15 protein-coding genes and 2 pseudogenes are annotated in these 25189 nt (G+C 72.0%); 4 read left to right on the top strand and 13 right to left on the bottom strand.

The window, feature by feature from the left end:
- Positions 1-43 precede the first annotated feature (43 nt).
- The 4 genes and pseudogenes from IF54_RS0109675 to IF54_RS39525 all read right to left on the bottom strand — a co-directional run.
- A complete protein-coding gene (locus IF54_RS0109675; protein WP_030316580.1) occupies positions 44-3097 on the bottom strand; it encodes a hypothetical protein in 3054 nt (1017 codons plus the stop codon).
- Positions 3098-3099: 2 nt separating this feature from the next.
- Positions 3100-4923, bottom strand: a complete 1824-nt coding sequence (locus tag IF54_RS0109670) for an HSP90 family protein (protein WP_030316579.1) — start codon at positions 4921-4923, stop codon at positions 3100-3102.
- A 58-nt stretch (positions 4924-4981) separates the two neighbouring features.
- Positions 4982-5974, bottom strand: coding sequence for a hypothetical protein (locus tag IF54_RS0109665; protein ID WP_030316578.1), 993 nt, complete (start codon positions 5972-5974; stop codon positions 4982-4984).
- A gap of 118 nt (positions 5975-6092) precedes the next feature.
- Positions 6093-6431: pseudogene (locus IF54_RS39525) on the bottom strand (gamma-glutamyl-gamma-aminobutyrate hydrolase family protein); the annotation flags it as partial.
- On the opposite strand from IF54_RS39525, the pseudogene IF54_RS39520 reads away from it, so the two are divergent.
- Positions 6429-6883: pseudogene (locus IF54_RS39520) on the top strand (cytochrome P450); the annotation flags it as partial. The pseudogenes IF54_RS39525 and IF54_RS39520 sit on opposite strands and share 3 nt — an antisense overlap.
- 71 nt (positions 6884-6954) lie before the next feature.
- On the opposite strand, the gene IF54_RS0109650 reads toward IF54_RS39520, so the two are convergent.
- The 5 genes from IF54_RS0109650 to IF54_RS0109630 form a co-directional block, all read right to left on the bottom strand.
- Complete coding sequence (locus IF54_RS0109650; RefSeq protein ID WP_030316571.1) at positions 6955-8682, bottom strand: amylo-alpha-1,6-glucosidase; 1728 nt, start codon at positions 8680-8682, stop codon at positions 6955-6957.
- Between the two features lie 58 nt (positions 8683-8740).
- The gene (locus tag IF54_RS0109645; protein WP_234438954.1) at positions 8741-9502 is read right to left on the bottom strand and encodes a carbohydrate ABC transporter permease; all 762 of its coding nucleotides are present in this window, start codon (positions 9500-9502) and stop codon (positions 8741-8743) included.
- 89 nt (positions 9503-9591) lie between these two features.
- Entirely contained in the window at positions 9592-10542 is a 951-nt protein-coding gene (locus IF54_RS0109640; RefSeq protein WP_051735382.1) for a carbohydrate ABC transporter permease, read from the bottom strand.
- Between the two features lie 23 nt (positions 10543-10565).
- Positions 10566-11813, bottom strand: coding sequence for a sugar ABC transporter substrate-binding protein (locus IF54_RS0109635; RefSeq protein WP_030316565.1), 1248 nt, complete (start codon positions 11811-11813; stop codon positions 10566-10568).
- A 116-nt stretch (positions 11814-11929) separates the two neighbouring features.
- Positions 11930-12940: a LacI family DNA-binding transcriptional regulator gene (locus tag IF54_RS0109630; protein ID WP_030316563.1), complete on the bottom strand. Its 1011-nt coding sequence runs from the start codon at positions 12938-12940 to the stop codon at positions 11930-11932.
- A 404-nt stretch (positions 12941-13344) separates the two neighbouring features.
- Between IF54_RS0109630 and IF54_RS0109625 the strand changes: the two genes are divergently transcribed.
- A complete protein-coding gene (locus tag IF54_RS0109625) occupies positions 13345-16950 on the top strand; it encodes a LamG-like jellyroll fold domain-containing protein (RefSeq protein ID WP_030316561.1) in 3606 nt (1201 codons plus the stop codon).
- Positions 16951-16987: 37 nt separating this feature from the next.
- On the opposite strand, the gene IF54_RS0109620 is transcribed toward IF54_RS0109625, so the two are convergent.
- Entirely contained in the window at positions 16988-18025 is a 1038-nt protein-coding gene (locus tag IF54_RS0109620; protein ID WP_078851917.1) for a LacI family DNA-binding transcriptional regulator, read from the bottom strand.
- Positions 18026-18230: 205 nt separating this feature from the next.
- Between IF54_RS0109620 and purU the strand changes: the two genes are divergently transcribed.
- A complete protein-coding gene (gene purU, locus IF54_RS0109615) occupies positions 18231-19103 on the top strand; it encodes a formyltetrahydrofolate deformylase (RefSeq protein ID WP_030316557.1) in 873 nt (290 codons plus the stop codon).
- 32 nt (positions 19104-19135) lie between these two features.
- Complete coding sequence (locus IF54_RS0109610; protein WP_030316555.1) at positions 19136-19927, top strand: IclR family transcriptional regulator; 792 nt, start codon at positions 19136-19138, stop codon at positions 19925-19927.
- A 7-nt stretch (positions 19928-19934) separates the two neighbouring features.
- On the opposite strand, the gene IF54_RS0109605 is transcribed toward IF54_RS0109610, so the two are convergent.
- The 3 genes from IF54_RS0109605 to IF54_RS0109595 are packed head-to-tail and all read right to left on the bottom strand — an operon-like array spanning position 19935 to position 25172.
- Complete coding sequence (locus IF54_RS0109605; protein ID WP_030316552.1) at positions 19935-20573, bottom strand: sarcosine oxidase subunit gamma; 639 nt, start codon at positions 20571-20573, stop codon at positions 19935-19937.
- Between the two features lie 52 nt (positions 20574-20625).
- Positions 20626-23916, bottom strand: a complete 3291-nt coding sequence (locus IF54_RS0109600; RefSeq protein ID WP_030316551.1) for a sarcosine oxidase subunit alpha family protein — start codon at positions 23914-23916, stop codon at positions 20626-20628.
- A 23-nt stretch (positions 23917-23939) separates the two neighbouring features.
- A complete protein-coding gene (locus IF54_RS0109595; RefSeq protein WP_030316549.1) occupies positions 23940-25172 on the bottom strand; it encodes a sarcosine oxidase subunit beta family protein in 1233 nt (410 codons plus the stop codon).
- Positions 25173-25189 lie beyond the last annotated feature (17 nt).

Genomic DNA, 25189 nt, shown 5'->3' with positions numbered 1-25189 from the left:
TTCCCCGCCCTGACGGGAGTTCCCCGCCCTGACGGGACCCGGTTCACTCGTCGTCGCGCAGTCGGGCCGCCAGCGACGTCAGCGGGGCGGTCTCCTCCTCGTGGCCCAGGGCGGTCAGGTGGGAGACCGCCGCGTCGAGGCGGGTGAGCGCCGGGGCGGTGCGCTTGAGGTAGAGGCCCTCCACGACCCCCGCCAGGCGGACGCACTCGGCCCACTGTCCGGCCCAGTCGTCCTGCGGCCCCGGCTCGCCGAGCAGGGTCCGCGCCTTCTCCAGAGCGGCCAGGGCGTCCTCGTACGCGCGGCCGTAGGCGTTGACCCGCCCGTACTCGTAGGCCAGCGCTGTGTCCAGGGAGGGGCCGCGGGTCTCGGATTCGCCGTGGGTTCCGTGCTCGGCCTCCCCGGCCTCGTCCGCGATCCGGTTCTGGTCCGCGATCCGGTTCTCGTCCGCGGTCCGGTTCTCGTCGGCGCTCCGGTTCTCGTCGGCGCTCCGGGCCTCGTGGGCGATCCGTGCCTCGTCGGCGATCCGGCCGGCCTCGGCGAGGTAGGCGAGCGCGGCCGGGAGGCCGTCGGGGCCCTGCTGCTGGGCCTGGAGGCAGGCCAGTTCACGCAAAGAGTTGCTCAGCGGCTCGTGGCGCGGCGCCAGGCGGTGCGCGGCGATCGCCTGGTCCGCCGCCTCGCGGGCCCGGTCGAACTCGCCGGACTCGCCGAGGAGTACGGCCGTCTCCGCGGCGATCATGGCGTGGCTGCCGGGGTCGTCGTCCCAGCCGGCCGACTCGGCGGCGAGGGCGGCGAACTCCGCGGTGGCGGCCTTGAGGTCCTCCCCCGCCCGCAGCGCGCGGGCCCGGGTCAGGCGCAGCTGCGCGGTGAGCCGGTCGTCGAGTTCACCGGCGGCGACGTCCGGCTCGGCCAGCACGGAGTCGAGCAGGGCGATGCAGTCCTCGACGCGGCTGAGGTCCAGGCTGAGGCGGGCCGCGTTGCTGTAGGTGCAGAACGCGTCGAACCGCCTGTCGCGGCGCAGGTCCGCCTCCGCGGCGCGGGTCAGGTGCCGCAGTGCCTCGTCGGGGCGGCCGAGGTGCATACAGGCCTCGGCGAGGTCGGCGAGGAGACGGGAGGGATCGATCGTGTCGCCCTGCCACTGACCTGAGAGGCGGTGCGCCTCGGCGAAGTCGGTGTACGCGGCCTGGGCGTCCTGGAGCCCGAGCTGGAGCCGGCCGCGCAGTCCCAGCGTGCGGGGCAGGTGCCAGTCGGGGCCCTGGGACCTGAGCCGTTCGAGCAGGGCGTCGATCTCGGCGAGCGCGGCGGGCAGGTCGCCTGCCAGGGCGTGGGTGGTGGCGCGCAGCAGCAGGCCGCCGGAGATCTGCCCGGCGACGTCGTGCCGGGTGGCGAAGGTGTGCAGCAGGTCCAGCTCGGCGAAGACCGGCGCGATGTGCTCCTCGCTCCTCGTCCACTGGAGGCGCATGCCGAGCATGGTGGCGCGCAGGCGCAGCAGGCGGGCCTCCTGGTAAGGGGGGAGGCCGGCCGTGCTCTCGTGCAGACGGACCATGGTCGCGTGGGCGTCGGTGAGCACGGCGGCCTTCGCCTCGGCTCCCTCGGCGCGCTCGGCCTCGGCGAGCAGGGCGGTGCCGCGCTCCACCGCCGCGTGACCGGGTTCTCCCGCGTCGTCGTAGAGAGCCGCGGCCTCCTCGTGGAGGGCGGCGGCCTCGGCGTGGTCGTCCTTCTCGCCCGCCCTGCTCGCCTCGTCGGCCAGCAGGTCGGCCCGCAGCAGGACGAGCGGACCGACGACCGGGTCGTCGGGGTGGGTGTAGTCGGGGGCGGCGACGAGCGTGCGCAAGCGGGTCCAGCAGGCGCGGGTGTCCGGGTGGCCCTTCTCGTCCAACGCCCTTGCCCGGAGGATGAGTTCGGGCAGTGATTCGGGTACGGCTTCCGCTGCGCGGGGAGCTGGTGCGGCAGTCGGTGCGGCCGGGGCCACCTCGTCGAGGCTGCGGGTGCGCAGGGTGAGTTCCAGAGCGTCCAGGAGCGGGGCGCGGTCCAGGCGGGCCCGGCGGCGGTCGGTCACGGTGGTGGTGCCGTTGCGGGTGTCGAAGCGGGCGGCGAGGTCGTCGGCGCGGGTCCGCACCTCGGCGCGCAGGCCGGTCACCGTCCAGGTACGGCCCGGGTGTCCGGCGGCGGGCAGCTCGCCGTGGCCGAGAGCTTCGACCCGCTGGAGGAGGACCTCGACGCCGGTGAGGAAGTCGAGCTGTTCCAGCGGTGAGTCGACCTCGTCGAAGAGGTTGCGGTTCTCGGCGAGCAGTTCGAGGCCGCGTGCCTCGTTGCCGGTCAGCGCGCAGAACTCCAGGTGCCGGCCGACCTCGCCGGCCATCGAGGGGTTGCGACGGCAGCCGCGGTACCCGGCGAGGTGCAGTTCGCGGGCCCGTTCGACACGGCCGGTGCGCAGCAGGGGCAGCAGCGCGTACGACACGGAGCGGGCCGGTTCCTCCTGGCAGGACTCCTTGCCGGCGAGGACGGGCTCCCAGACGGCCAGGGCCCGTTCGTCGTCGCCGGCCGTGAGGTGGTGACAGGCGCGCCGGCAGATCTCGCAGGCCTCGCAGTCGCTGAACCGGGTCCGGGTGCGGGCCGCCCACAGCTCGTAGGCGAGGGCGGTGTCCTCGCCGGTGTGCGCCGCGAGCTGGTACGCCTCCCCGTAGTAGGGCTGGAGGCCGAGGCCGGCCTTCTCGTAGCGTTCGCGCATCTCCGTCAGCCACTGGCGCAGGCCGGTCAGCGGTACCTCGGGCAGCTGGCGCAGGGCGTTGGACACCCACTTGAACCGCCAGAACAGCATGTACCGCAGCCGCTCGTCGAAGAGGTCGGGCTGCTCGTCGAAGAGGTTCAGCAGCCGGGCGAAGACGACCGGCGACTTCCGGGGCTCGGAGCCGTAGGTGTACGCCTCCTGGAGTTCGAGGAGGGCGTGGATGAGCGGGACGGGCTCCTCGAACTGCTCGGCCGCGTCGACGAGTTCCTCGGCGGTGACGGTGCGGGTACGGCCGTAGGGGCGCTCGTCGTTCGCCTGGAGGGCCTGGTACAGCTCTTCTGTGCTCTGGGGATGGGGTGCGGTGGGCATCGTCAGCTGTCCTTGCGGAGGGCGTGGGCGAGGAGATCGAGGAAGGAGCGGTTGATGAGGCTCGACTCGGCGGGCCTGAGCGGACGCCGGGACAGCATCGCGGCCTGGCCGTAGAGGGCTTCGGCGCTGGTGCGGGCCAGTTCGGGTTCGTCGATGGTGACGGCGGTGCGGACCAGCGGGTTGAGCTGGTTGAGGATCAGCTGGGCGCGGGGGGCCTCCTGGCGCAGGGCGCCGAGGATATCGCCCCACACTCCGCCCTGCTGCTCGCGGGCGAGCTGGGAGCGGGTGCGTTCGTGCCGGGCCTCGCGGCTGTCGACGAGGAGGGCGGGGGCGGACGCGGGGTGGAAGGTGCGCAGTGCGACGTCGCAGTCGAAGACGGCGAGGGCCTCGCGGGCCTGGGCGAGGTAGGCCGAGGCGGCGAGTTCGGTCTCCCGGTCGACGGGGTCGAGGTGGGCGGTGAGGGTCGCCGGGTCGAGGTCGGCGACGGTGGCCTCGGGCCGGATCTCGGGCAGCCGGTGGACCAGTTCGCGGTCGTAGGTGTAGCCACCGTTGACGACACCGAGGCCTGCGGCCGAGGCGATGGCGGCGACCTGCCGGAACTCCTCCACGCTGGAGGTCACGAGGACGGTGGGGTGGGTGCGGGCGAACTCGTCGAGGGTGCAGTGCCCGTCGGTGGTCTCGAACGGCAGCCAGGGCAGCAGCATCCTGAGGATCTCGTCGTCGTGCACCGCGAGGGACTTGACGGCCAGGTGATGGGCCTGGAGGAAGCGGCCGAGAAGTTCGGGGTCGCTGGCGGCGGCGCGGGCGATCCAGTCCCGCAGCCGTTCGGCGAGGGCGTCGCGGACCGCGGCGAGGGTGTCGTCCTCGTACAGGGACTCGCGGGAGGCCGTCGGGCGCAGGCTCTCGGCGTCCACGACACAGCGGACGAAGAACGCCCAGTCGGGCAGGATCTCCTCGGCCTGCTCGGAGAGCAGCATGCCCTTGACGTGCACGCGGTGTCCGTGGCGGCGGCCGGCCGGGACCGCCTCGGGCAGCACGCAGGCGATGCCCTTGAGGCCCACGGCGGGCAGGTCCAGTTCGATGGTGTCCAGCGGGGTGAATCCGAAGACGTCCTCGCCGTAGGCGGCCAGCGCGCGGGAGCGGGCACCCGGCGTCGGGTAGGCGCGCGCCCAGGGGGCGGGCTCGGGGTTCACCGGGACGGCCGTGCCGCCCGAGCCGTCGTCGAAGGTCACCGGGTGCCGCAGCAGGGAGCCGAAGTGGCGGGCCAGTGCGTGCACTTGGGCCGGACGGGTCCACTCGCCCGCGTCGGCGCGCGGGGTCAGGGTGACGGTGGTGCCGGGCCGGGGGCGGGCGGAGGCGGGCAGGGTGCGGACGGTGTAGCTGCCGTCGCCGCGGCCGCGCCATTCCACGGCGGGGGCGTCGGCGGTGCGGGCGGAGCGGCTGACGACGTGGATCTCGTCGGCGACGAGGAAGCAGGAGAGCAGGCCGATGCCGAACTGGCCGATGAAGTCCGCGCGTTGCTCGGCGACCTGCTCGGCGCGCTTGCTGCTGCGGCCGATGGTGGCGAGGAAGGTGTGCACGTCGGCCTCGGTGAGACCGACGCCGTCGTCCTCGACCCGGACCACCGAGCCGTCGGCGTACAGGCGGATGCCGAAGTCGCCGTGCGGCTCGACGGCGTGCCGCGCGGTGAGGGCGTCGACCGCGTTCTGGAGGAGTTCGCGCAGGTAGACGCGGGGGCTGGAGTAGAGGTGGTGGGAGAGGAGGTCCACCAGGCCACGGAGGTCGACCTGGAAGGTGCGGTCGGCGGCGGCGTGCGGCAGGGGCATGGGACAGTCCGGGTGAAGTCGTGGAGGAAGGGCGGGCGGGGGCCGTGCGGCCGGCGGCTCAGAAGGCCTTGCGGAAGCGCGCGTAGACCTTCTGCGGGTCCGCCATGAAGGTCCACGGCCACTCGGTGAAGACGCCGTCCAGCTCGCGGAAGACGTTGGAGGCCGTGCTGCTGCCCGCCAGGGACAGGGCCATGGCGAAGATGTTGTAGTCGCCCTGCCAGCCCAGACGGCGTTCGTACGCGTGGTGCAGGATGCTGCGCTCCGCCGCTTCCCTCAACTCGGTGCGGATCCGCGGGTCCTGGAGGCAGTCACGGCTGTCGGACTCCACCCAGTCCTCGATGTGGGCCATGGCGACGGCACAGCCGAGCCGGTGCCCGTCGGGTGCGGCCGCGAAGGCCTTGCGGGCGAACTCCAGGGCCTGGCCGGGCTCTCCGCCCCAGCGGGGCTGGAGGTGCGAGACCCACTCCAGGTGGAGGTCCAGGTTCAGCGGGTCACGGCGCAGACCGGCCGCGAGCCGGGCGTCCTGGACGCTGTCGTCGACGGACATGCCGCGTCCCGAGGTGAGCAGGTGGCGCCAGGGCGTGACCCAGTCGGGCTGCAACTCGGCGGCCTCCAGGAGGTGTTCCTCGGCGATGCGCAGCCGTTCGTGGAAGGTCTCCCACTGTCCGCGGCTGACGTCCACGGCACGGGCGGACGTACGCGCCTCCCAGCCCCAGGCGACATGGCGCGCACCCGAGATCAGCAGGGCGGTCGCCCGGAGCTGCTTGTCGTCCTTGTCCTGCTCGGCGGCCCGGACGATCCATTCCTCCAGGCCGTCCACGTCGGTCAGCTGCCCGAGGACCGCCTGCTCGCGGCCGAGGTCGAAGGGGGCGAGGGCCGCCTTGACCGCCTCCCAGTCACCGGCGTCGGCCGCCTCCACGAGGGCGAGCACCCGGGCGTCGCCGAGCGCGCGCAGGGCGTACACCCCGTTCTTCTGCTTGCGCGGTACGGGCAGGGCGTGCGGATCCGCCGTCGGTCTCTCCCGGCCCCCACCGAACAGCTTGCCGAACATGACGCGCCCTCCCCTGGTCCCGCGTGATCGTCCGGTGCAGCATAAGGGGATCCACTGACAGCGCTTCCACCGGGTTTTCACGAGGACTGCACGGTTCGGCCGTGCCGGGCGGGGTGTCTCAGCGGACGACCCGGACCAGCGCGTCGAACAGGCCTTGCTGGGTGGGATCCTCGGCCGCCGTGTCCTCGGGATGCCACTGGACGGTGGTGAACCAGCCCGGTGCGCCGGGGAGTTCGAGGCCTTCGACGGTTCCGTCGGCGGCCCGTGCGGTGACGGTGAGTCCGGTGCCGAGGCGTTCCACCCGCTGGTGGTGGCAGGAGGCGTCCGCCTTCGGTGCTCCGAAGGCCTGTTCCAGCAGGGTGCCGCGCGCGCTCGCCACGCGGTGGGTGAGGTGCCGGTGTTCGCGCTCGGGGCCGCCCATGTCCTGCTCCAGGGTGCCGCCGAGGGCGACGGCGACCCCGACTACGCGGACGTCCTGCTGCTGGTGGTGGGCAACGAGACCACCCGGCACACCATCACCCACTCCATGCCGGCCCTGCTGCAACACCAGCAGCAGCTGGCCCGGTTGAAGGACAATCCGTCTCTCGTCGCACTCGGCGGCAAGACGGTCAGGGAGGGCGACAAGGTCGTCATGTGGTACGCCTGGCCTCCGGCAACCGCGACGGAAAGGTCTTCGGCAATCCGTACGACTTCGACGTGGCCCGGCAGCACAACGACCATGTGACCTTCGGCAAGGGCAGCCCGCATCTGCGCCTGGGCAACGTCCTCGCCCGCGCCGAGATCCGGATCATGTTCGAGGAACTGATCCCGCGCCTCGCCGACATCCGGCTGCTGGGTGAGGTCCCGCGGGTGCGCTCGAACTTCGTCAACGGCATCAAGAGGCCACCGGTCGAGGTCACCCTGGCCTGACGGGCCCCACCCGGCCGAAAACCCGAGCCCGGACCGGCCTCACCCCGCCCGATCACCCCGCCCTGACCGCCTCACCCCGCGTTCCGCCGGAGGTGGGCCTCGGCGAGGAGGAGGTAGGCCGCGGCCGTCCAGGTGTAGGCGCGGTCGCGCAGCCCCGTGCCGGTCAGGGCGTCGAAGTTCTCCGCGAAGCCGTGGGCCTCGCACAGGGCGCGGAAACGGGCGCTGATCTCGTCCGCCAGTCGGTGGTGGCCCCTGCGGCGCAGCCCGTCCTCGACCAGGATCGTGGCAGGGGCCCAGATGGGGCCGCGCCAGTAGCCGTCGGAGAGGTAGTGCGGTGAGTCCGGCCGTTCGGTGGCCAGGCCGTACGGGGTCAGATGGGCCTCGACCCGATCGGCCAGCACCGCGCCGATCTCCGGGGGCAGATGCTCGCCCAGCACCACGGGCACCAGGTCGAGCAGGCTGGAAGTGCTCCAGGTGTCACCGCTGTCGACGCCCCGGGCGACGAACCGGTCGCCGGTCCAGAGCTGGTCGAGCATCGCCCGCTGGGTCTCCTCGGCAACCCGCGTCCACCGGGCGGCGTCCTCCGGGCGGTCCAACAGGGATGCCAGTTCGGCGAGTTCCCGGAGCTGGAGGATGAGGAAGGCAGCCAGGTCGGCGGTGACGACGACGCGTTCGGGGTCGAAGGTGGTGGCGTTGTCCCAGCCGCTGTCGTTGCCGTGCTGGTAGTGCGGCAGGTCGGCGCCTGGGGCGCGCCGGGCGGTGAGCCAGAACTCCGTCCAGCGTGTCAGCCGGTCGTACGTCACCGTCAGTTCCGCCGGGTCGGGGGGCGTGGGCAGACGACGGCGCAGCAGGCCGGACGTCCAGCCGTGGATGGGCGGTTTGACGAAGTTGTGGAGCACCTCGGAGTGGGTGACCGAGTCGGGCAGGGCCCCGGACTCGTCCTGGTGGTCGAAGGGCAGCTGGAACTGGTCACGGGCCAGCTCGGGGCAACCGGGCGCCAGAGCGAGGGCGTTGAAGCAGTGGTCCCAGCTCCAGACCTTGTCCATCCAGTGCTTGGACATCAGGACGCCGGGCCGGGTGACGAGTCCGGCCGGGCGGACGGCCGCGGACCACAGGACGTACGCGGCGAGTTCGGCGGCCGGGGTGTCGGACGACCGCCAGGGGGCCACGCTGTCCGCGAAGTCCGCGAAGGAGTTCCGCGCCGCCTCGACCACCTTGGCGAACACCGCCGTCGGGACGTAGGGGGGCCGGGCCGTGTCGAGTTCCTCGACCGCGAGCTCCCAGCTGTCACCGGAGACGGTGAGGCCGCGGTCGGCGGCGCCCAGCGCCTGGCTGCCGAACAGGTCCGTCACACTCCCGGACAGGACGGTGACACGGTAGCGGCGGCCGGTCTCGTACGACGTGAACACATGGGCGTCGGCGGCCGGTTCGCGGTAGAAGTAGGTGCCGCTGAACGGGGTCAGCGTTCGGGCCGCCGCCGCGATTCTGAGCGGCAGGCCGGCGCCGCGCAGTCGTACCGTGTCCGGCGACTCGTAGGCGAGGTCCACCCGGCCGTCCGGACCGGTCCAGCTCAGCAGTCCGGGGGTGGCCTCGATCAGGGTCCCGGCCCGCTCGCCGGTCGCGGGGTCGAGCGGTACGAGGCTCAGGACGGCGTGCATGCCGTTCTGGTGCGAGACGAGGTGGAGGTCCTCGGCCCGCCTCTTCTCCGCCAGCACGGGGGAGATGCCGAACCAGGATCCGTACGTGCTGAACGGGATGTCGTGGACGGAGAAGGCCGGGCCGGAGCGGTCGGCGGTCATCAAAAGGCACTCGTTTCTCGAGCAGGGATCGTCGGAGGAGAGGGATGCGCCGCCGGCCTCAGTCCTTGACGGCGCCCGCCGTGACGCCCGCGGCGACATAGCGCTGGGCCAGCACGAGGATGACCGCGGCCGGCAGCGATGCCACGACGGCGGTGGCCATGATGGCGTTCCACTCCTGGTTGTTGTTGCCGATGTAGTGGTAGATGCCGAGCGTGATGGGCTCGTGGGCGCCGCCGTTGACCAGGGTCCCCGCGAAGACGAAGTCGGACCACGACCACAGGAACGCGAACAGCGACACCGTGACGACGGCGTTGCGGCTCATCGGCAGGACCACCGACCAGAAGGTTCGCAGGGCGCGCGCCCCGTCCACCTGGGCGGCCTGGAGGAGTTCGCCGGGGATGCCGGACATGAACGCGGTGAAGATGAGCACAGCGAACGGGACCGCCAGGGTGGAGTCGGCGACGATCAGTCCGGGGACGGACTGGAGCAGGCCGAGCTGGAGGTAGACGGCGTAGAAGCCCATGGCCATGATGATGCCGGGAATCATCTGGGCGGCCAGGAGCAGGAAGCCCAGCACTCCGCCGCCGCGTGGGCGCAGCTTGGCGAGCGCGTAGCCGGCGGGGGCGGCCAGGGCCACGGTGAGCACGACGGTGCCGAGACCGATGACCAGGCTGGTGCCGAGGTAGGGCAACTGCTCGTCGAGGACGGTCCGGTAGCCCTCCAGTGTGCCGTGGACGGGGAACAGGTCGGGCGGGCTCTTGCGCATGTCCTGGTCGCGGGTGAAGGACACGTTGATCATCCAGTACACCGGGAAGAGCATGATCGCGGTAAGCAGCAGACCGAGGACGGTCTTCAGGGGGCGGCGCACGAGAGGTCCTCTCACGCCAGGTCCTCTCACGCCAGGTCCTCTCATGCCAGTGCCTGCTTCCGCTGGGCCCGCACATAGATCAGGCCGAAGACCAGGGCGGCGATCACCAGCAGGTTGCCCACGGCGGCCCCCGGGCCGAAGGCGGGCAGGAGGTTGCCGAAGCCGAGCCGGTAGGACCAGGTGGCGAAGGTGGTGGACGAGTCGGCCGGGCCGCCCTTGGTCATGATCCAGATGATGTCGAAGACCTTGAGCGTGTAGACCAGGCCCAGCAGCAGCGTGATCGCGGAGACCGGGCGCAGCAGCGGGAAGGTGATGCGCCAGAAGCGCTGCCAGGCGTTGGCGCCGTCCAGTGCGGCCGCCTCGTACAGGCTGGACGGGATGGACTGGAGGCCGCTGTGGAGCACGACCAGGTTGAACGGGACGCCGATCCAGATGTTGGCGATGATCACCGAGGCCAGCGACCAGGACGGTGAGGTCAGCCAGTTGACCGGGCCGACGCCGAGGGCGCCCAGCAGGGTGTTGACGACGCCCGATTCGCTGTTGAGCATCCAGGACCAGGTGGACGCCGACACGATCAGCGGCAGCAGCCAGGGCACCAGGAACAGGGCCCGCAGGGTGACGGAGAGCCGGAAGTTCTGGTGGAAGAAGACCGCGAGGGCCAGCCCGATGGCGTACTGGAAGACCAGGCACACCGCGGTGAACACCACGGTGTGCAGCAGGGCCGGGGCGAAGGTCGGATCGTCCAGGATCTTGCGGTAGTTGGCCAGTCCCGTGAAGGGCGCGTCGCCCTGGACGAAGGAGCGGACGGTGTAGTCGCGCAGGCTCAGGTCGAGGTTGCGGTAGAGCGGATAGGCGTAGAAGAGGCCGAGGTAGAGGGTCACCGGGGCGAGGAAGGCCCAGGCGGCCCACTGGGGGGAGGCGGGCCGGCGCCGGGGCTGGGGGGCCGCACCCCGGGACTCGGCCCGCGGGGACGGCGCTTGGGGCGGGCGGATCGTCAACTGATCCCGAGAGCTGCTCACTTGGCGGCGGACTGGGCTTCGGTCAGCGCGTCCTTCGGGGACTTGGAGCCGCTGAGGGCGGACTGGACGGCCTTCCACAACTGCTCGGAGATCTTCGGATACTTGGTGCCCAGGTCGTCACTGGTGCGGCCCTTGGCGGTCCGGACCGCGGCGACCCACGGCTTCAGTTCGGCGTCGGCCGCCACCTGCTTGTCCTGGACCTCGGTGGTGGGCGCCACGTAGGACAGGGTGGTGTCGGTGGCGTAGAGGTTCTGGGTGCTGGTCAGGCAGGTGGCCAGCTTCTGGGAGGTGGTGTAGCGGGCGGTGTCCTTCTGGACCGGGAGGGTGACGAACTCCCCGCCGGTCGGGGCGGGTGCGTTGCCGCCGGAGGCGCCGGGGATCGGGAGGACGCCGTACTCGAAACCGGCCTTCCTGGCGTTGGCGAGCTGCCAGGTGCCGTTCTCCGCGAACGCGTAGTCGCCGGTCGCGAACTCCTGCCAGCTGGTGGTCTGGGTGTTGTTGAGGACCGAGTTGGGGGCGTAGCCGGCCTTCAGCCAGTCCTTCCACAGGGAGAGCGCCGACTGGCCCTGGGCGGAGTCGAGTCGGGTCAGCTGGCCGCCCGCTCCCCAGAACCACGGCAGGAACTGGAAGCTGCCCTCCTCGGTACCGATGGCGGAGAAGGTGATGCCCTTCTTGCCGGCCTTCTTCACCTTCGCCAGGGCCGCCGTGAGCGTCGGCCAGTCCTTCACCGAGGCGATGTCCACCCCCGCGTCCTTGAGGACCTTCTTGTTGTAGTAGAGCGCGAGGGTGTTGGCGCCGATGGGGGTGCCGTACGTCTTGCCGCCGGACTGGCCGGCCGCGAGGAGGTTGGGGTCGGCCTTCGAGGTGTCGAGCTTGTTCTCCTCGGTCGTGGTGAGGACACCCGCCTCGGCCAGCGTGGAGACGACCGGGTTGTCGACGACGAGGAGGTCCGGGGAGTTGCCCTGCTGGGCGGCGAGCAGGGTCTTGTTGGCGAGGTCGCTTGTGTCGAAGGCGGTCCGCTTGACCTTCACACCGGCCCCGGTGCCGCACTTGTCGAGCAGGTCGGTCCAGGCCGAGCCCTTGGTGAACTGCGGGTACGGGTCCCAGACGGTGTACGTGCCGGTGTCGGCGGCCTTGGTGCCGCTGCCGCCCGAGCCCGAGCCGCAGGCCGTGGCGGTGGTGGCGACGGCCAGCGCGAGCAGGACCGCGGCGGTCGGGCGGGGCCGTCCGGAGAAGGTGTTCATGGCGGTTTCCCTTCGGGTTCGGGCATGCGGGTGCCGCGGCGGTGGGTCGGAAGGGTGTGCGAGCACGCCGAACGGCGGTTCGTGCGTGGGTGAGGTGCCGAGGGGGCGGGCTGCGATCAGGTCCCTGCGGGCCCGGTACTGGCGCGCAGCGAGATCGGTGGGACGAGGAGGTGGTGGCGGGGCGGGGCCTCGGGACGGCCGAGCCGCTCCACCAGGAGGTCGACGGCGAGCCGGCCCATCTCGGCGGCCGGTACATCGGCGGCGGTGAGCTGCGGGGTCACCGTCTCCGCCCACCGGTTGGCGACGACTCCGGTGACGGAGAAGTCGCGCGGCACATGGCGGCCCGCGTGGGCGAGCCCCCGGTACAGGCCGCCCAGCGCGGCCTCGTTGAGGGTGACCAGGCCCGTGGTGGCCGGGTCGTCGTGCAGGATCCTCTCCAGGCAGGCCTGGCCGGAGGCGGGGTCGTCGCCGCAGCAGTACGTGCGGACGGTGAGCCCGCGTTCGGCCGCGGCCTTCGTGAAGCCGTCGAGGCCTCGGTGCGCCGACTCGTAGCCGGAGCGCAGGAGTTGCTCGGGCCGGTTGACGAACGCGATCCGGCGGTGGCCGAGGTCCGCGAGGTGGTGGACGCAGGCCGCCGCGAGTGCCGTGTGGTCGAGGCCGACGAACCAGCCGTCCTCCGCGTGGGCGGTGCGGCCGATGGCGACGGAGGGGAAGCCGAGCCGGGCCAGGTGGTCGGCCCGGTCGTCCTCCAGTCTGATCTCCATCAGGATCGCGCCGTCGACCCGCCGCTCCCCCAGCAGCCGCTGGAAGGAACGGTCGCTGTCCACCCCGCTGGGCGACAGCAGCACGTCGTAGTCACAGGCCGCGGCGGCCTCCACGACGCTGCCGATGAAGTCCAGCTGCATGCCGGTGTAGTGGTTGCCGGCCGGCGGGAAGACCAGGCCGATGGTGCTGGTCCGGCCGTTGGCCAGGGCGCGGGCGCTGGCACTGGGCTGGTAGCCGAGTTCGTCGACGACCTGCTGGATCCTGCGGCGCGTGTCCTCGGACACCGGGCGTTTGCCGCTCAGCGCGTAGGACACGGTGCTGCGCGAGACACCGGCCCGGCGGGCGATCTCACCGATGTTCACGGCGACTCCTCGGGATGGGCGACCGGCCGTCGAACCGGTTCGCGTGATGTGAACGTAGGAATCGGCGGGGCGTCTGTCAATACCGGGAACAGAACCTCCGGTGACCGACAGGACGTCCGAGAAGAACCCCGTGTCCAAGGGATTGCTGGCCCCAGGACCCGATGCTAGCTTCGCCGAACCGGTTCGACACAGCCGGACCGCAGCGTCCCCCCAACCCCTCTCGTACCGAAGCCGCCGCACCCGCCCCGATCCCCCACGACGGAGGCCGCTCCGTCCTTCCGCAGGTCACGCAGTCGAACCGGTCGATGACGGAGGCGGGCGGACGGACGCCGCCTCCCCCGACGATTGAGGTCGTATTCATGCCATCCGCTGACAGTTCCGCGCGCCGTCGAGCCCCGGCCGCCATGGCGCTGGCCCTCGGCGCGGGCCTGCTGGCCGCCCCCGCCGTCCCCGCGCAGGCCGCCGAGCCGCCGGGGCCCGTCGCCCGCTACACCTTCGACCAGGACGACCTCGCCTCCGGGAAGATCGCCGACAGTTCGGGCAACGGTCTGACGGCGAGTCTGGTGAACGGCACCACCGCCCAGTCCGTCGCGGGCGCCGACGGCGGCCGGGCGCTGGCCCTGCCCGGCGGGGCGCCCACCTCCGACGGCGCGTACGTCCGGCTGCCCCGCGAGGTGGTCGGCGACGCGAGCGACCTGACCGTCTCCGCCCGGGTGAGGTGGAGCGGCGACACCTCGCCCTGGCAGCGGATCTTCGACCTGGGCACCGACACGTCCAGGTACCTCTTCAGCACCCCGTACAACGGCAGCGGGCTGTTCCAGACCTCCGTGACCACCGGCGGAGGCGGCGGCGAGACCCAGGTCCGCGGCTACGCGCCGCTGCCCGCCGACGGCTGGCGGACGGTCACCGTCACCCTCGACACCGCCGCCGGCCGGCTGACCACCTACCTCGACGGGGTGGCGGTGTCCTCAGCCGCGACCGCGATCAAGGCCAAGGACCTGCTGAGCGGTTCGGCGACCGCGGCCGGCTACATAGGCAAGTCCCTCTACCCGGACCCGCTGCTCAAGGGCGCCGTCGACGACTTCACGGTGTGGCACACCGCGCTCAGCGCCGATCAGGTGGCCGGCCTGGTCGGGACCGTGCCGAGCCTCCAGGACCTCTCGACGACGTCCTTCGACGTCCGGACGACCGACGGAACCGCCCCATCGCTCCCGGTCGCCGTCCGCGCCTCCTTCTCGGACGGCTACGACCGCGACACGGCGATCGTCTGGGACGCCGTACCACCCGAGAAGTACGCCAGGCCGGGGACCTTCACGGTGGCCGGGACCGCGGCCGGACGGGCGGTGAAGGCGACGGTGACCGTGGTCCGCGAGGGCCAGCTCACCGTGGATCTGGGCTCGGACACGGGCGCGTTCCACGGCGGGGCCTCCGGCACCCTGTACGGCGTGTACGGACCGGACGTGCCCACCAACAACCTCATCGAGGGCATGGGCCTGCGCACGGTCTCCACCAAGGCCCAGGACGGGCCGCAGCACCCCGGCGCCGACGCGCTGGACGTGGTGAGGCCGCTGGCCGACTCCACCGACGGCGATGTCTACATCTACATGACCGACATCCACCGCGGCTTCCCCTACGAGTGGCCGGGCGACACCCCCGCGCAGAAGGTGAAGCTGTACGAGGAGAAGATCGCCAAGCAGGTCGACCAGGTGCTCCAGCTGCCCAAGCAGTACCAGGACAACATCGTCTTCGTGCCGTTCAACGAGCCCGAGGGCAACATGTTCGGTACCGGGCAGTGGAGTTACGACAAGGTCAGCTGGCTGACCGACCCGGACGCCTACTTCGCGGCCTGGGACTCCGCGTACAGGCTCATCAAGGCGAGGATGCCCGAGGCGCGGATCGCCGGGCCCAACACCAGCGTCCTGTACGACCAGGTGAAGGGCTTCCTCACCCACACCCTGGCCGCCGGCACCCTCCCGGACGTCATCACCTGGCACGAGCTGAGCCACCCGGAGGCGGTGCGCGCGAGCGTGGCCAAGTACCGCGTCTGGGAGAAGGAGTTGTTCAAGGGCACCGCCCGCGAGGGCACCCAACTCCCCGTCAACATCAACGAGTACGCCTTCAACTACCACACCTCGGTCCCCGGCCAGATGATCCAGTGGGTGTCCGCCATCGAGGAGTCCAAGGTGGACGCCGACATCGCGTACTGGAACATCGACGGCAACCTGTCCGACTCCGCGGTGCAGTCGAACCGGGGCAACGGCCAGTGGTGGCTGCTGAACTCGTACGCCTCGATGAGCGGCCACACCGTCTCGGTGGCCCCGCCGTTCCCCGGCCAGAACTACACCATGCAGGGCGTGGCCACCCTGGACGAGAAGAAGAAGCAGGCCCGGCTGCTCTTCGGCGGCTCGAACGGCAAGGGCCACATCACCTTCGCGGGCGTGCCGAAGAAGCTCTTCGGCACGAGCGTGCACGCCTGGGTGCGCGAGATCGAGTGGAGCGGGCAGATCGGCGACAACTCCGGTCCCGAGCTGCTCACCGAGAAGAACCTGAAGGTCACGGACGACGGCACGGTCACCGTCGACTTCGGCGACGGCACGCTCCCGGCGCTGAAGGAGTCCTCGGCGTACGAGATCGTCCTGAGCCCGGCCGGTGAGGCGAAGGGCACGCAGACCGCCCCGGTGCGCTGGCAGGGCTCCTACGAGGCCGAGGACGCGGCGCACACCGGGTCGGGCTACTCCAAGAACGGTCCCGAGGGCTCGACTTCGGACGTGTCGAAGTTCTACACCTCCGGCGGGTACGACGTGGGCGGGCTGCGCACCGGCTCGGACGTCACGCTCGACTTCCCGGTGGACGTGCCGGAGGACGGCACCTACGACCTGAGCGTCTTCGCCAACTCCCTCAACACCTTCGACCAGGTGAAGGAGCAGGGCCCCACCAACGTCTTCCTGCGCGTGGACGGCCAGGCCACCGGCGAGCAGGAGCTGCACCTGCCCCTCGGCTACAAGTGGGTGGTGTGGGACCACACCGACACCAAGGTGCACCTCACCAAGGGCAGGCACACCCTGACGCTCGCGGCGAAGAGCCTCGACGGCAAGCGCGTGACGAAGGGTGACGCCATCGTGGACCGGCTCACGCTGTCCCTGCCGGACGCGTCCGCCGACACCCGGGTGTACGAGGGCGAGCTGGCCTGGCTGGGCGGTGGGGCGCAGCCGGTGTACGACCTGCCGAAGCGGGCGGCCACCGGCTCGGGCGCGGCCCGGCTCGCGAAGGGCCAGACTGCCACCTTCTGGGTCTACTCCCCCGCCGACCGCGAGGCCACGCTCAGGGTCGACACCCTCGGCGGCGCGGACGCCCGGGTCGCGGTGAACGGACACGAGGTGCTGCGGCTCACCAAGGACCGCCGGGCGGTCGCGGTCTCCCTCTCCGGGGGCGTCAACAAGGTGACGGTGACCGGCGGTTCTGCCCCGACGCTCCTCGACCGGCTGACGGTCACCCCGACCGAGGGCACGCTGCCGGTACGGACCTACGAGGCACAGGACGCCAGGCTCGCCGGAACCGCTTCTCTCACCTCGCTGTCCCTGGCGACCGACGGCACGGCGATCACCGGCGTCGGCGGCGACCCGGGCAACGGCAACACCGCGACCTTCGACGTCACCGCGGACAAGGCCGGCCTGTACGCGCTGCGGGTGCGCTACTCCAACCCCGAGCAGTCGGAGGCCACCCACTACAACCCGGACCCGCTGGCCCGGCACGCGGACATCTCCGTCAACGGTGGCGCGGGCCGGCGGGTCGGCTTCCCGCACACCTTCCACCAGAACGACTTCTGGGAGCTGACCGTGCCGGTCACCCTCAAGAAGGGACGGAACACGATCTCCTTCCGCTCCGAGGAGCTGCCCAACTTCGACGGCACGACCTACGCGTCGGACACCTTCCCCGGGGTGCTGCTCCGCTCCCGGTACGCGCCGCTGATCGACCGGATCGCCGTGGCGCCGTACGCACGGGAGAGGTGACGGCGGCCTGATGATCCCGGCCCTGAGGGCTCGTCTCTCAGGGCCCGGGCGGCGGTGCCGTCGAGGCGCGTACGACGAGTTCGACCGGCGGTTCGCTCGCCCGGGCCGGCTCGGCGTCCGGTTCCTCGATGGCCCGGACCAGCAGGCGGAGCCCTTCGTGCGCCACGGCGTCGAAGGGCTGACGCACGGTGGTCAGCGGCGGGGTGACATAGGCGGAGACCGGGGTGTCGTCGAAGCCGACGACGCTCACGTCCTCCGGCACCCGCAGGCCCGCTTCCAGCAGTCCGCGGACCAGGCCGATGGCCATGTCGTCGTTGGCGGCGAACACCGCGGTGACCCCGCCCTCGGCGGCGACGGTCCGGGCCGCCGCATAGCCGGACGCGGCCGACCAGTCGCCCTCGATGACGGCGGGCTGCTCGCGGTCGCGGGCCACGAGCGCCGTCCGCCAGCCCCGGAGCCGGTCCCGGGCGGCGAACCACCGTTGCGGACCAGCGAGGTGATGGACCGTCACATGACCCAGGTCCAGCAGGTGTTCGGTGGCCGCCCGGGCCAGTGACTCGGCGCCGACCCCCACGGTCACGGTCCGCGCACCGCCGACGGTCGCGGGCGCTCCGAGGACCAGGACCGGCACGCCCGCGTCGAGTGACACCGAGCCCTCGTCGATCGGTTCGGACACCACGATGCCGTCCACGCCCTGGGCGAGGAGCGAGTCCACGGCCCCCGCGACGCCCGCCGGATCGCCCTCCAGCGTGTTGACGACCCGGAGCGCGTACCCCGCGTCCCGGGCGGCCCGTTCGATGCCGATGAGCAGGGAGGCGGGGCCGTAGAGGGCGGTGCCGAGGGTGACCACGCCGATCGAGCGGGTGCGCCCCGTGGCCAGGGCGCGGGCCGCGGTGTTCAGCCGGTAGCCGAGTTCCTCCGCGGCTTCCAGCACCCGCGCCCGCACGTCCGCCGACACATAGCGCTCGCCGTTGAAGACCCGGGAGACCGTCTTCTGCGAGACACCGGCCCGCTGGGCGACGTCCACGGCACGCGGTGCGCCGGGACTCCCGCCCTGTCCTGCCACTGGCGTCATCGCTGTCTCCCGAGGTCCGGTGGCTCAGATCCTAACCGGGGTGCACAGGAGCCCCACGACGGCCGCCGGGCCGACCACCGGTCCGCGGACGCACTGCATCCACGGGTCTCCGCCCCTGGGCCCCTTGACCGCGGGGCGCCGCTGCCGCGAGCATGTTGCGTATCAGTCGCACTGTTGCGTAATGCGCAGCCTTCGGGAGGACTCAGTGTCTCTTCGACCCCAACCCGACCGCGAGTTCGTCCTCACCCTCTCCTGCCCCGACCGCTCCGGACTGGTCCACGCCGTCAGCGGCTTCCTCGTCCGGCACTCCGGGAACATCCGGGAGAGCCAGCAGTTCGACGACCGGCTCCAGGACCGCTTCTTCATGCGCGTCCACTTCGACGTGTCGGACCCGGCCACCTCCCTGGAGACGCTGCGCTCCGGTTTCGCCCCGGTCGCCGAGGCGTACCGGATCACCTGGCAGCTGCACAACGCCTCGACACCGACCCGCACCCTGATCATGGTGTCCAAGTTCGGCCACTGCCTGAACGACCTGCTCTTCCGGTGGCGCACCGGCGCGCTGAACATCGAGGTGCCGGCGATCGTCTCCAACCACCCCGACTTCGCGCCGCTCGCCGAGAGCTACGGCATCCCCTTCCACCATGTGCCGGTGACCCCGGAGACCAAGCCCGAGGCGGAGGCGCGGCTGCTGGAGCTCGTGGAGCGGCTGGACGTCGACCTGGTGGTCCTCGCCCGCTACATGCAGATCCTCTCCAACGACCTGTGCAAGCAGCTGGAGGGCCGGGCGATCAACATCCACCACTCGTTCCTGCCGAGCTTCAAGGGCGCCCGCCCCTACGTCCAGGCGCACGAGCGGGGCGTCAAGCTGGTCGGGGCCACCGCCCACTACGTCACCCCCGACCTCGACGAGGGGCCCATCATCGAGCAGGACGTGATGCGGGTGAGCCACGCGCAGAGCCCCGAGACCCTGGTCACCCTGGGCCGGGACGTGGAGGCGCAGGTCCTCGCCCGGGCCGTCGAGTGGCACAGCCAGAGCCGGGTCATGATCAACGGCCGGCGCACGGTGGTCTTCCGCTGACCTGTGTTGCCTCTTTCGCATATGGTTCCGCCATGAGCAGCAACGGCACCGAGTCCGCGGGGGCGTCCGGCGGCGGTGTGCAGTCCGTGGACCGGGCTGTCACCGTGCTGGAGATCCTGGCCCAGCGCGGCGAGGCAGGCGTCAGTGAAGTGGCCGACGCCATCGACGTCCACAAGTCCACCGCGTTCCGCCTGCTCGGCGCGCTGGAGGCGCACGGGATGGTCGAGCAGGAGGGCGAGCGCGGGAAGTACCGGCTCGGCTTCGGCATCGTGCGGCTGGCCGGCGCGGTCACCGGCCGCATCGACGTCACCAAGCACGGGCGCGGGATCTGCGAGCGCCTCGCCGACACCCTGGGCGAGACGATGAACATCGCGGTCCTGGAGTCCCACCATGTGATCAACCTCGACCAGGTGCGCGGCCAGTCCGCGATCACCGCGCAGAACTGGGTCGGCCGGCTCACGCCGATGCACTGCACGTCGAGCGGCAAGGTCCTGCTCGCCCACCTCGCCCCCAGGCGGCTGGATGAGCTCGTCGCCGCGGCCGGACTCCCCCGCATGACGGCGCACACCCTGACGTCCCGCAAGAGCCTGGACGCGGAACTGGCCCGGGTCCGTGAGCGCGGCTACGCCATGACCGTGGAGGAGTACGAGGAGGGCCTCAACGCGATGGCCGCGCCCGTGCGTTCCTCGGGCGGCGAGGTCGTCGCCGCCCTGACCGCGTCCGGGCCCGCCTTCCGTCTCACCGAGGAACGGATGCACGAGCTGGCCCCCCTCCTGGTCGAGGGAGCGGACGAACTCAGCCGCCGCCTGGGCCACTTGGGCTGACGCGTCGTCAAGAGATCTGCCGGCGCTCCGTCATGAGGTCCGGGCCCGTCCACTCCACGGCCGCGTCCACCAGCCAGTCGGCGAGATAACCGGCGAAGGACGAACGGACCAGCACCCAGAACCCGGTGCTGGGCTCGTCGCGGGCGACCAGCACCACCTGGGTGCGCCCCAGCGTGGTCTGGGCGCAGCGCCCGGCCCGGAAGGCTCGCGGGTGCAGGTCCAGCGCACAGCCGTGGGCCAGCAGGTCACGGGCCCGGGGCCCCGAGACCAGCAGCGTGGTGCGCTGCGCGGACACGTCCACGACGGACACCGGTTCGTCGCCGCCGGCCTCGCGGACACGGCCCTCCACGTCCCGCCGCCCGGGCGGTGCCACCACGAGCCACTCGTCGGGGCCGAGCCACAGCGCGGTGAGCTCCCCGGCGCGTACGACGGTGTCGGGCTCCACGGGCAGGGTGAGCCCGAGCGCCAGCCCGACCGCGTCGGCCGCCGCGCCCTTGGCGTCGAGGCGCACGTCGAGCTGGGTCAGGAAGGGCAGCTCCGCCAGCCGGACCGCGCCCCGGGAGGCACGGGTCACGGCCGCCAGGCGGTCCCGTGCCCCCTCCAGCGGGCTGCGGAGCGGGGTTGCGGTCGGGGCGGTGTCAGCCATCGCGGTGGTCGGGGCGGCGGTGCCAGCCATCGCGGTGGTCGGGGCGGCGGTGTCAGCCATCGCGGCGGGCTCCCTCGGGGTCGTAGAGGACGGGGCTTGCGACGGTCACCGGGACCAGCCGGTCGCCGACGGGGGCGTAGAGCCGCTCGCCGACGCGCTCCCGGCCGCCCTTGATCAGGGCGAGGGCGAAGGTCCGGCCGAGAGCCGCGCTGCGGTAGCTGGAGGTGACGTGGCCGAGCATCGGGACGGGCGGTGCGGGCAGCACGCTGTCGGCGACCAGCTGGGTGCCCTCGGGCAGGAGGGTGCCCGGCTCCTCGGGGAGCAGGCCGACGAGGTGCTTGCGGTCCGGGCGGGCGGTGTCGGCGCGGGCGTAGGAGCGCTTGCCGATGAAGTCGGGCTTCTTCTTGGACACCGCCCAGCTCATGCCGAGGTCGTGCGGGGTGACGGTGCCGTCGGTGTCCTGGCCGATGATCGGGTAGCCCTTCTCGGCGCGCAGGACGTGCATGGTCTCCGTGCCGTACGCGGTGATGCCGTACGGGGCTCCGGCCTGGTGCAGCGCCTCCCACAGGCTGCGGGCCTGCCACGGCGACACGTTGATCTCGTAGGCGAGTTCGCCGGAGAAGCTGATCCGGCACACGCGCGCGTCGATGCCCGCGACGGGGGTCTCGCGCCAGGCCATGAAGGGGAAGTCGTCGTTGCCGACCGCCAGTTCGGGCGCGAGGGAGCCGAGGACGGCCCGGGACTTCGGCCCGACCAGGGCGACGGTGGCCCACTGCTCGGTGACCGAGGTGCAGTGGACCCTCAGCTCCGGCCACTCCGTCTGGAGCCACTCCTCCATCCAGTCCAGTACGGCCGCCGCGTTGCCGGTGGTCGTGGTGACCAGGAAGCGGTCGGGGGCGAGACGGATGACGGTGCCGTCGTCGAAGACCATGCCGTCCAGCCGGCACATCACGCCGTAGCGGATCATGCCGACCTTCAGGGTGGACATCATGTTGGTGTAGAGCCGGTCCAGGAACACGGCCGCGTCCGGGCCCTGTACGTCGATCTTGCCGAGGGTGGAGGCGTCCATGAAGGCCACGCCCTCGCGGGCGGCGGCGCACTCGCGCAGGACGGCCGCCGTCATGTCCTCGCCGTCGCGCGGGTAGTACCAGGGTCGCTTCCACTGGCCGACGTTCTCGAAGCGGGCGCCGTGCTCGACGTGCCACTCGTGCAGGGCGGTCGTGCGGACCGGGTCGTGCAGGGCGCCGCGGTCGCGGCCGGCGAGCGCGGCGAAGGAGACGGGCGTGTACGGGGGCCGGAAGGTCGTGGTGCCGAGCGCGGCCACGTCCACGCCGAGCAGTTCGGCGACGACCCCGCTCGCGAGGACGCCGGAGGTCTTGCCCTGGTCGTTGGCGGTACCGGCCGTGGTGTACCGCTTGGTGTGCTCCACCGAGCGCATGCCGGCGCCGGTGGCACGGGTCAGGTCGTCCACGGTGACGTCGCGTTGGAGGTCGACGAAACGGGGGGCGCCCTCGCGGCCCGGGACGGTGAAGACCTGCATGGGCGGGGTCGGCCGGGGCGGTGCGGGCACCTGCGGGAGCACCGGGGTCCGGGCGGTGCAGCCCTCGGCCTCGACCGCGCGGGCTCCGGCAGCGGCGCCCTGAGCGAGCACCTCGCGCAGGTCCCACACGCCGTTCGCGGCGCCCGCGACCTCGACGGCCTGACGGCAGGAGTCCGGGACGAAGGTGCCGAGCGTCTCGTCGTGGCGCAGGGTGCCGCCCGCCTGGCTGAACAGGTGGGCCACCGGGTTCCAGCCGCCGGAGACGAGGAGCAGGTCGGCGGCGAACTCCCGCTGCCCCGTGGTCGTTTCATGGGTTCCGTAGGGGGCGACGGTCACGGCGGCGAGGCGCGCCTCGCCCTCGGTGCCGGTGACGGCGTGGCCGGGCAGCACCTCGATGCCGGCCTCGCGGGCGCGGTCGGCCCACTCCCCCGGCTCGGGACGGGTGTCGACGATCGCGGCCACCGTCACGCCGGCCGCGTGCAGGTCCAGCGCCGCCGTGTACGCGCTGTCGTTGGTGGTGAACACCACCGCGTGGCGGCCGGGCAGGACGCCGTACCGGTTGAGGTGGGCCCGGGCCGAGGCGGCCAGCATCACTCCGGGGCGGTCGTTGTCGGCGAAGGCCAGGGAGCGTTCGTGGGCGCCGGTGGCGAGCACGACGCGGCGGGCGCGGATGCGGTGGACGCGTTCGCGGGAGACGTACGCGGGGGCGTCCGCGCCGAGGTGGTTGGTGCGGCGCTCGACGGCGAGGAGGTGGTTGTCGTCGTAGTGGCCGAAGACCGTGGTGCGGCGCAGCACGCGGACGTCGGGGGCGGCTTCGAGGAGGGCCGCGGTCGCCGCGGCCCAGTCGAGGTGCTCGGCCGTGCCCAACAGGCTGCCGCCGGGCTCCGGTTGGTCGTCGGCGAGGACGACCCGGGCGCCGCTGCCCGCTGCCGCCGCGGCTGCCGCGAGGCCGGCCGGGCCGGCTCCGACGATCAGGACGTCGCAGTGGGTGTGCACGGCGTCGTAGCGGGCGGGGTCGGGGGTGGTGGCGAGGCGGCCCTGGCCGGGGAGGCCGGTGGCGACCAGGCCGTCGTGGAGTTCGACGGTGGTCGCGGGGAGCATGGGTTCGGGGAAGGGTTCTTCGATCTGGACGACCGCGTTGGGTTCTTCCACGCCCGCGGAGAAGATGCCTCGGGGGCGGCCGAGTTTGATGCTGGTGCCGGTCTGGATGATGCCGTTGGCCAGGAGGGCGGAGGCGAGGGTGTCGCCCTTGTAGCCCTGGTAGGCGGTGCCGTCGAAGGTGAAGGTGAGGGGTTGGTCGCGGGCGATGCGGCCTCGGGTGGGGTGGCGGTAGGGGTTTTCCTCGCCCCCGCGGCCCCTGCCCGTCCCGTCCCCAGGGGCTGCCGCCCCTTCGGCCCCGCCCGGGGGCTGCGGCCCCGGACCCCCGTCGGCCCGAAAGGCCTCGTCCTCAAACGCCGGACGGGCTGTTGGTGCCGAACGAGGCTGAGAGGTGACCGGAAGGGGGCGCGAATTCGCTTGAAGCGGCACCGCTGCCTCCGGGCGGCTCTCCCCCACCCGGTACACGGCCAGCACCTCGTTCGTCGCCGTGTTCCGTACCGCGTTGAACCAGCGCCGGCAGCCCGCCGCGTGGCTCCAGCGTTCGGCGAAGGGGCCCTTCGGGTTGGCGCGGAAGAAGAGGTAGCGGGCCCACTCCTCGTCGCTCAGGTCGGCCGGGGCCTCCGGGTAGGGGACGTGGGCCTGGCCGCCGTAGTGGAACTCGGACTCGTCGCGGGGTCCGCACCACGGGCAGGGGATCAGCAGCATGTCGTTCGGCTCCTCGAGGATCCCTAGTGGGCCACCGCGGCGGCGCCGTGCTCGTCGACGAGCGCGCCGGTGGTGAAACGGTCGAGCGTGAAGGGGGCGTTGAGCGGGTGGGGTGTGTCGTGGGCGATCGTGTGGGCGTAGACCCAGCCGACGCCCGGGGTGGCCTTGAAACCGCCGGTCCCCCAGCCGCAGTTGAGGTACAGGTTCTCGACGGGCGTGAGGCCGATGATCGGCGAGGCGTCGGGGCTGACGTCGACGATGCCGCCCCAGGTGCGCAGCACGTGGGCGCGGGCGAAGACCGGGAAGAGCTCCAGGGCGGCCGCCATCTGTTCCTCGATGATGTGGAACGCCCCGCGCTGGGTGTAGGAGTTGTACGAGTCGATGCCCGCCCCCATCACCAGCTCGCCCTTGTGCGCCTGGCTGACGTACACGTGGACGGCGTTGGACATCACGACCGTCGGGTGCACCGGCTCGAGGAGTTCGGAGACCAGGGCCTGCAACGGGTGGCTCTGGAGCGGGAGTTCGATGCCGGCCATGGCCGCGAGGACCGAGGTGTGGCCCGCCGAGCACAGGGCGACCTTGCCCGCCGCTATCGGGCCCCGTGTGGTGCGGACGCCGGTCACCCTGCCGCCGACCACGTCCAGTCCCGTGACCTCGCAGTTCTGGATGATGTCGATGCCCGCCGCGTCGGCCGAGCGGGCCAGGCCCCAGGCGACGTGGTCGTGCTTGGCGATGCCGGCGCGCGGCTGGTAGGTGCCGCCGAGGACCGGGTAGCGCACGTCCGGGGAGACGTTGACGATCGGGCAGACCTCTTTGACGCCGTCCGCGTCGAGCCATTCCGCGTCCACGCCGTTGAGGCGGTTCGCCTCCACCCGGCGCACGCTGTCGCGGACGTCCTGGAGGCTGTGGGCGAGGTTCAGCACGCCCCGCTGGGAGAAGAGGATCGGGTAGTCGAGTTCGTCCGCGAGGCCCTCCCAGAGTTTGAGGGCGTGCTCGTAGATGCCGGCGCTCTCGTCCCAGAGGTAGTTGGAGCGGATGATCGTGGTGTTGCGGGCCATGTTGCCGCCCGCGAGCCAGCCCTTCTCCAGCACGGCCACATTGGTGATGCCGTGGTTCCTGGCGAGGTAGTGGGCGGTGGCCAGACCGTGTCCGCCGCCGCCGACGACGATCACGTCGTAGGAGCGCTTCGGCTCGGGGGTGCGCCACAGCCAGTCCGGGTGTTCGGGGAGTTCGGCGCCGGGGGTGCGGGGGCTCATCGGATGTCTCCTGAGGT

The organism is Streptomyces sp. NRRL B-3229, assembly GCF_000719505.1.
In the GTDB taxonomy this organism is placed as follows: domain Bacteria; phylum Actinomycetota; class Actinomycetes; order Streptomycetales; family Streptomycetaceae; genus Streptomyces; species Streptomyces griseorubiginosus.
This window is presented reverse-complemented; position numbering and strand designations above follow the sequence as displayed.

Bases quoted from the DNA above. Each gene is read 5' to 3' on its own strand.
- IF54_RS0109675 (WP_030316580.1), bottom strand. From the start codon at position 3,097: ATGCCCACCGCACCCCATCCCCAGAGCACAGAAGAGCTGTACCAGGCC.
- IF54_RS0109670 (WP_030316579.1), bottom strand. From the start codon at position 4,923: ATGCCCCTGCCGCACGCCGCCGCCGACCGCACCTTCCAGGTCGACCTC.
- IF54_RS0109665 (WP_030316578.1), bottom strand. From the start codon at position 5,974: ATGTTCGGCAAGCTGTTCGGTGGGGGCCGGGAGAGACCGACGGCGGAT.
- IF54_RS0109650 (WP_030316571.1), bottom strand. From the start codon at position 8,682: ATGACCGCCGACCGCTCCGGCCCGGCCTTCTCCGTCCACGACATCCCG.
- IF54_RS0109645 (WP_234438954.1), bottom strand. From the start codon at position 9,502: ATGCTCTTCCCGGTGTACTGGATGATCAACGTGTCCTTCACCCGCGAC.
- IF54_RS0109635 (WP_030316565.1), bottom strand. From the start codon at position 11,813: ATGAACACCTTCTCCGGACGGCCCCGCCCGACCGCCGCGGTCCTGCTC.
- IF54_RS0109625 (WP_030316561.1), top strand. From the start codon at position 13,345: ATGGCGCTGGCCCTCGGCGCGGGCCTGCTGGCCGCCCCCGCCGTCCCC.
- IF54_RS0109620 (WP_078851917.1), bottom strand. From the start codon at position 18,025: ATGACGCCAGTGGCAGGACAGGGCGGGAGTCCCGGCGCACCGCGTGCC.
- IF54_RS0109610 (WP_030316555.1), top strand. From the start codon at position 19,136: ATGAGCAGCAACGGCACCGAGTCCGCGGGGGCGTCCGGCGGCGGTGTG.
- IF54_RS0109605 (WP_030316552.1), bottom strand. From the start codon at position 20,573: ATGGCTGACACCGCCCCGACCGCAACCCCGCTCCGCAGCCCGCTGGAG.
- IF54_RS0109600 (WP_030316551.1), bottom strand. From the start codon at position 23,916: ATGCTGCTGATCCCCTGCCCGTGGTGCGGACCCCGCGACGAGTCCGAG.
- IF54_RS0109595 (WP_030316549.1), bottom strand. From the start codon at position 25,172: ATGAGCCCCCGCACCCCCGGCGCCGAACTCCCCGAACACCCGGACTGG.